This window comes from Streptomyces sp. 150FB, assembly GCF_000818195.1.
Lineage (GTDB): Bacteria > Actinomycetota > Actinomycetes > Streptomycetales > Streptomycetaceae > Streptomyces.
In genome coordinates, this window is sequence record NZ_JTHL01000001.1 from 8,236,174 (window position 1) to 8,242,426 (window position 6,253).

The 6,253-nt window shown below is 68.0% G+C and carries 5 protein-coding genes; 2 read left to right on the forward strand and 3 right to left on the reverse strand.

What is annotated here, in order from left to right:
* From QR77_RS49505 to QR77_RS35340, 3 genes are all read right to left on the reverse strand, one after another.
* On the reverse strand, nt 1-521 hold a 521-nt coding region (locus tag QR77_RS49505; protein ID WP_040026080.1), incomplete at its 3' end, for an NAD(P)H-dependent oxidoreductase subunit E.
* 3 nt (nt 522-524) lie between these two features.
* A complete protein-coding gene (locus QR77_RS35335; protein ID WP_040029216.1) occupies nt 525-2,447 on the reverse strand; it encodes a molybdopterin-dependent oxidoreductase in 1,923 nt (640 codons plus the stop codon).
* A gap of 134 nt (nt 2,448-2,581) precedes the next feature.
* Nucleotides 2,582-3,553 carry a 2-dehydropantoate 2-reductase gene (locus tag QR77_RS35340; protein WP_040026081.1) on the reverse strand — a complete coding sequence of 324 codons (972 nt, stop codon included), beginning with the start codon at nt 3,551-3,553 and terminating at the stop codon, nt 2,582-2,584.
* 200 nt (nt 3,554-3,753) lie between these two features.
* On the opposite strand from QR77_RS35340, the gene QR77_RS35345 reads away from it, so the two are divergent.
* Together QR77_RS35345 and QR77_RS35350 are read left to right on the forward strand one after the other, a co-directional pair.
* Nucleotides 3,754-5,130, forward strand: a complete 1,377-nt coding sequence (locus QR77_RS35345; RefSeq protein ID WP_040026082.1) for an OFA family MFS transporter — start codon at nt 3,754-3,756, stop codon at nt 5,128-5,130.
* A gap of 223 nt (nt 5,131-5,353) precedes the next feature.
* Nucleotides 5,354-6,253 (forward strand): beta-ketoacyl-ACP synthase 3 (locus QR77_RS35350; RefSeq protein WP_040026083.1); only part of this gene is annotated, 900 nt, incomplete at its 3' end.

Sequence of the window (6,253 nt, forward strand, 5' to 3'; positions counted from 1 at the left end):
CCGGGGCCGGGGGAGAGCGGGACGCCGGCCTGGACGACCAGCGCCGCCGGGGCCCGCTCGCAGAGACCGAGACAAGGGCTGTCGTGCCAGACGACGCCCCCGGTGGCCGAACCGGCCGCTCCGAGGCGTTCCTCCACTCCGGCGCGCAATGCCGCCGAGCCACGGGCGGCGCAGGCCAGGTCGGTGCACAGGTGCACCACCTTCGCCGGACGCGGCTTGACGGCGAACATCGCGTAGAAGGTGGCGACGCCGTACGCCTCGGCCGGCGGCACAGTCAGCCGGCGGCAGAGGTAGTCGAGGGCGCCTTCGCTGATCCAGCCCACCCGGTCGTTGATCGCGTGCAGACCCGGCAGCAGCAGATCGCGCCGCTCCCGTGCCTCACGGCCGCCCTGGGCCCACCGCAGATCCGTGTCCGAACGGTTGTCGGCGCCCTCCCACGGCGAGGTGGCGAGGCCGAGCAGCGAGTCGACGGCCGCCCGTTCGTCGTCCGTCGGCTTGGTGTCACCGAAGTGCAGATCCATCGTTCAGCTCCTCACGGCCATGGGCAGCTTCTCGATGCGAATCGCTGACGCCTTGAACTCGGCGGTTCCCGCTATCGGGCAGTTGGCCTCGATGGTGAGCTGGTTGGTGTCCACCTCGTCGGGGAAGTGCATCGTCATGAAGGCAAGTCCGGGGCGCAGTCCCGGATCGATCCAGACAGGTGCTTGGACAGCACCGCGCCGCGAGGTGATCCGGACCTCCTCGCCGACGCTGACGCCGTAGCGCTCGGCGTCCTCGGGGCACAGCTCCACGTACTCGCCCCGGCGCAGTGGGGAGGCGAAACTCCCACTCTGCACACCGGTGTTGTACGAGTCGAGCCGCCGTCCCGTGGTGAGCCTGATCGGGAACAGCTCGTCCGTCAGGTCGACCGGGGGATCGTGCTTGACGATGCCGAACGGTGCGAGAGGACCGCGCTTGGCCGGGTCCGCCTCCCACAACCTGCCGTGGAGGTAGGTGGGTTCGAGCTTCTCGGTGTCCGGGCACGGCCACTGGATGCCCTGGTGCTCGGCCAGCCGCTCGTACGTCATGCCGTAGTGGTCGGGGGAGAGCGACCGTAGTTCGTTCCACACCGACTCGGCGTCCGCGTACTTCCAGGCGTGGCCGAGACGGCCGGCCAGGTCGCAGATGATGTCGATGTCCTCGCGCGCCTCGCCCGGCGGCTCGATCGCCTTGCGTACGCGCTGCACCCGGCGTTCGCTGTTGGTGGTGGTGCCGTCGGTCTCGGCCCAGGCGGCCGTCGCAGGCAGGACGACATCGGCGAGTTCGGCCGTCTTGGTGAGGAAGATGTCCTGCACGACGAGGCAGTCGAGCCGCTTCATCCGCTCAACGGCCTGCTCGCTGTCGGCCTCGGACTGGGCCGGGTTCTCTCCGATGCAGTAGACGGCCTTGAGTTCGCCCGTCTCCATCGCCGCGAACATGTCCGTCAGGTTCAGCCCGTACGCGGGCTGGATGACGGTGTCCCAGGCGGTCTCGAACTTGCGCCGCGTGGTGGGCTCCAGGATGTCCTGGAAGCCGGGCAGCCGGTTGGGGATCGCCCCCATGTCGCCGCCGCCCTGCACGTTGTTCTGACCGCGCAGCGGCTGCACACCGGAGCCGTACTTCCCGACGTGCCCGGTCAGCAGCGAGAGGTTGATCAGGGCCCGCACGTTGTCGGTGCCGTTGTGGTGCTCGGTGATGCCCAACGTCCAGCAGAGCTGGGCCCGTTCGGCACGTGCGTAGGCGTGGGCCAGCTCGCGGATCGCCGCGGCGGGCACACCGGTCACCTTCTCGGCCACCGCGAGGGTCCACGGCTCGACCTCGGCCGCGTACTCCTCGAAGCCACTGGTGGCGCGCTCGATGAACGGCTTGTTGTGCAGCTCGGCATGGATGATCTCGCGGGCGACGGCATGGGCCAGCGGGATGTCGGTGCCGACATTGAGGCCCAGCCAGCTCTCGGCCCACTCGGCGGTGGAGGTCCGCCTCGGGTCCACGGCGTACATCCGGGCGCCGTTCCTGATGCCGCGCAGGACGTGCTGGAAGAAGATCGGGTGGGCGTAGCGGGCGTTGGAGCCCCACATGATGATCAGGTCGGCGTGGTCGACCTCCCCGTACGAGGAGGTGCCGCCGCCGGATCCGAAGACCGCCGACAGACCGGCCACGCTCGGCGCGTGGCAGGTCCTGTTGCAGGAGTCCACATTGTTGGTGCCCATGACCACACGCGCGAACTTCTGCGCCACGTAGTTCATTTCGTTGGTGGCGCGGGCGCAGGAGAACATACCGAACGAGCCGCGCGCAGCGCGCAGGCCTTCGGCGGCGCGGTCCAGCGCCTCGTCCCAGGTGGCCCTGCGCAACGGACCGCTCTTCCCGTCCCGCACCATCGGATAGGTGATGCGTGCGTACGTCTTCGGTGTGCGCTCTCGTTTACTCACGGTGCGCTCCTCATGAATGATGGCCAGCGGCCGCGCCCATTGCATACAGTATTCTGTGTGCGGGTACAGAGGGGAACCCCGCGTACAGGGTTTTGTCGCGGCCGCCGGCCGGAGAAGGGATTCGAAAGGGTGGATCAGGCGGCCGCGCCACGGGCCAGAAGATCCGATATGGCGTCGACCGTGCGGAGGGTCGGCACCTGAACGCCGGTGATCTCGGCGAGTTCCACGACGGCGGCGAGCAGGACGTCGAGTTCCAGCGGTTTGCCCTTCTCCAGGTCCTGGAGAGTGGACGTACGGTGGTCCCCGACGCGTTCGGCGCCGGCGAGGCGCCGTTCGATGGAGATGTCGGGCAGGCAGCCGAGTGCTCCGGCGACCTGCAAGGTCTCTGCCATCATCATCTCGATGACCTCACGTGTGCTGCGGTGCAGACACATCTCCCGCATGGTGGCGCGGGTGAGGGCGCTGATCGGGTTGAACGAGATGTTGCCGAGCAGTTTGATCCAGATGTCGTTGCGCAGCTCGGCCTCGACGGGGCATTTCAGGCCACCCGTCTGCATGGCCTCGCTGAACTCCAGACACCGCTTGGACACCGACCGGTCGGGTTCGCCGATCGAGAACCTGGTTCCTTCGAGGTGCCGGACGATGCCGGGCCCCTCCAGTTCCGTGGCGGCATAGACCACACACCCGATCGCACGTTCGGGTGGCAGTACCGCGCTGACCGAGCCGCCGGGGTCGACGCTCTCGATCCGCTTGCCGTCGTGCGGACCTCCGTGGCCGTGGAAGTACCACCACGGGATCCCGTTCTGGGCGGCGATGACCGCCGTCTTCTCCTGGAGCAGAGGCGTGATCAGCGGCCCGCACGCCGCATACGAGTTGGCCTTCAGGCCCAGGAACACATAGTCGACAGGACCGATTTCGTCCGGTCGGTCGGTGGCGTGCACCCGCGCGGTGAAATCGCCGCGCGGGCTGTACACCCGGACTCCGTGCTGCCTCATGGCCGCGAGGTGCGGTCCACGGGCGATGAGATGGACTTCGGCTCCGGCTCGATCGAGCGCGGCTCCGACATAGGCGCCGATGGCTCCGGCGCCGACAACTGCGACTTTCACCGTGAGGCTCTCCGTTCGGTTTGAGGGGGACCGAGAGGAAGGGTCACACTCGTCAAGCACCGCTTCAGTGTCGACGATATATTGTCTACAGTATGGAGTTCGGGCCGACAAGAGTTCTGTCACTTGTCGGTGTATGCGGTCGACCAAACTTTCGCTTTGATCTTCCCAACGGGTAAGGCCGGTTCGTAGAGTTCGCGACCATGACTCGACCTATCGCACCAGCCGGCTGGAGCCGCTGGCTGGTGCCGCCCGCAGCGCTGGCGGTTCACCTCTCCATCGGTCAGGCCTACTCATGGAGCGTGTTCAAGCCTCCACTTGAGAAGGCCCTCGATCTCTCAGGCACCGCGAGCGCCCTCCCGTTCCAGCTCGGCATCGTGATGCTGGGCCTGTCGGCCGCGTTCGGCGGCACCCTCGTCGAACGCAAGGGCCCCCGCTGGGCGATGACCGTCGCCCTGATCTGCTTCTCCTCCGGTTTCCTGATCTCCGCCCTCGGCGCGGCCACCGGCCAGTTCTGGCTGATCGTCTTCGGCTACGGCTTCGTCGGCGGCATCGGACTCGGCATCGGCTACATCTCGCCGGTGTCGACGCTCATCAAGTGGTTCCCCGACCGCCCGGGAATGGCGACCGGCATCGCGATCATGGGCTTCGGCGGCGGCGCGCTCATCGCCTCGCCGTGGTCGGCGCAGATGCTGAAGTCGTTCGGCGACGACGGGAAGGGCATCGCCCTCGCCTTCCTGGTGCACGGCCTTGTGTACGCGGTCTTCATGTCGCTCGGCGTGCTGCTGATCCGCGTACCCCCGGCCGGTTACCTGCCCGCGCGGTCCGCCGCGAAGGATCTCGCGGGGACCCCGGCCGCCGCGGCGGCGCCCGCCTCCGCCGTCCAGGTGTCCGCCAGGTCGGCGCTGCGTACCCCGCAGTTCTGGTGCCTGTGGGTCGTCCTGTGCATGAACGTCACCGCGGGCATCGGCGTCCTGGAGCGGGCCGCCCCGATGATCACGGACTTCTTCGCGCACACCTCGGCCCCCGTCTCCGTCTCGGCGTCCGCCGGTTTTGTCGCTCTGCTGTCCGCGGCCAACATGGCGGGCCGCCTCGGCTGGTCGTCCCTCTCGGACGTGATCGGCCGTAAGAACATCTACCGCGTCTATTTGTCCGTCGGCATTGTGATGTACGTACTCATCTACCTGGCGGGCGACTCCGCCAAACCGCTGTTCGTGCTCTGCGCGATGGTGATTCTTTCCTTCTACGGAGGAGGTTTCGCCACCCTGCCCGCCTACCTGAAGGACCTCTTCGGGACCTATCAGGTCGGCGCGATCCACGGCCGGCTGCTCACGGCGTGGTCGGTGGCCGGTGTCCTCGGCCCCCTCATCGTCAACTGGGTGGCGGACAGTCAGCAGGCGGCGGGAAAGAGCGGTTCCGGCCTGTACGGGATCTCATTCATCATCATGATCTGCCTGCTCGCTGTCGGCTTCGTCGCCAACGAGCTGGTCAAACCCGTCAACCCGCGTCACTACCACGTACCAGCCCCGAGGGAGGCAGCCGATGACCACGCCGCCGGCAAGCAGCAGCACAGCGCCTGAGTCCCGGCGCACCGGATTGATCGTCATTGCCTGGCTCTGGGTGGGAATTCCGCTGGCGTACGGTGTGTATGAGCTGGTCCTCAAGGCCACTCAGCTCTTCACCAAATGATGCGGAGTCTCCAAGTGGCGCGGGTGAATCCTGTTGATTCACCTGTCTTCGCAACGGTGGGTCGCTGACGAGACTGGAGGACTCCTTTACGTCGACAGCAGAGGGGGTCCGGGTATGACCGGTACTCGTATCGCCGCACTCGGGCACTATCAGCCGGCCAAGGTGCTCACCAACGAGGACCTGGCACGCATGGTCGACACCAGCGACGCCTGGATCAGCAGCCGTGTCGGGATCAAGACCCGGCACATCGCGGGTCCGGACGAACCCGTGGATGAGCTGGCCGCCCACGCGGGCGCGAAAGCGCTCGCGGCGGCCGGTCTCACCCCGGCCGACATCGATCTGGTGCTGGTCGCCACCTCGACGGCCGTCGACCGTTCGCCGAACACCGCCGCCAGGGTCGCCGCCCGGCTGGAGATGGGCACGCCCGCCGTCATGGACCTCAATGTCGTCTGCGCGGGCTTCACCCACGCACTCGCCACGGCCGACCATGCGGTACGGGCGGGCTCGGCGTCCCGCGTGCTGGTCATCGGCGCCGACAAGATGGGGGCCGTCGCCGACTGGACCGACCGCTCCACCTGCGTCCTCGTCGGCGACGGCGCGGGCGCCGCGGTCGTCGAGGCCGCCGAGGGGGACGAGGAGCCGGGCATCGGCCCGGTGGTCTGGGGGTCGGCGCCCGCGATGGGACACGCCGTACGGATCGAGGGCACCCCGCCCCGCTTCGCGCAGGAGGGCCAGTCCGTCTACCGCTGGGCGACCACCCAGTTGCCGCCGATCGCCCGTGCGGTGTGCGAGCGGGCGGGCATCCTCCCCGAGGATCTGGCCGCCGTCGTCCTGCACCAGGCGAACTTGAGGATCATCGAGCCCATCGCCCAGAAGATCGGCGCCGTCAACGCCGTCATCGCCCGCGATGTCGTCGAATCGGGTAATACGTCCGCCGCCTCGATCCCGCTCGCCCTGTCCAAACTGGTGGCCCGCGGGGAGGTCGCATCCGGGGCCCGGGCCCTGCTTTTCGGG

What these genes read in the sequence shown, in the direction of transcription:
- QR77_RS35345 (WP_040026082.1), top strand. Translation starts at nt 3,754, where the DNA reads ATGACTCGACCTATCGCACCAGCCGGCTGGAGCCGCTGGCTGGTGCCG.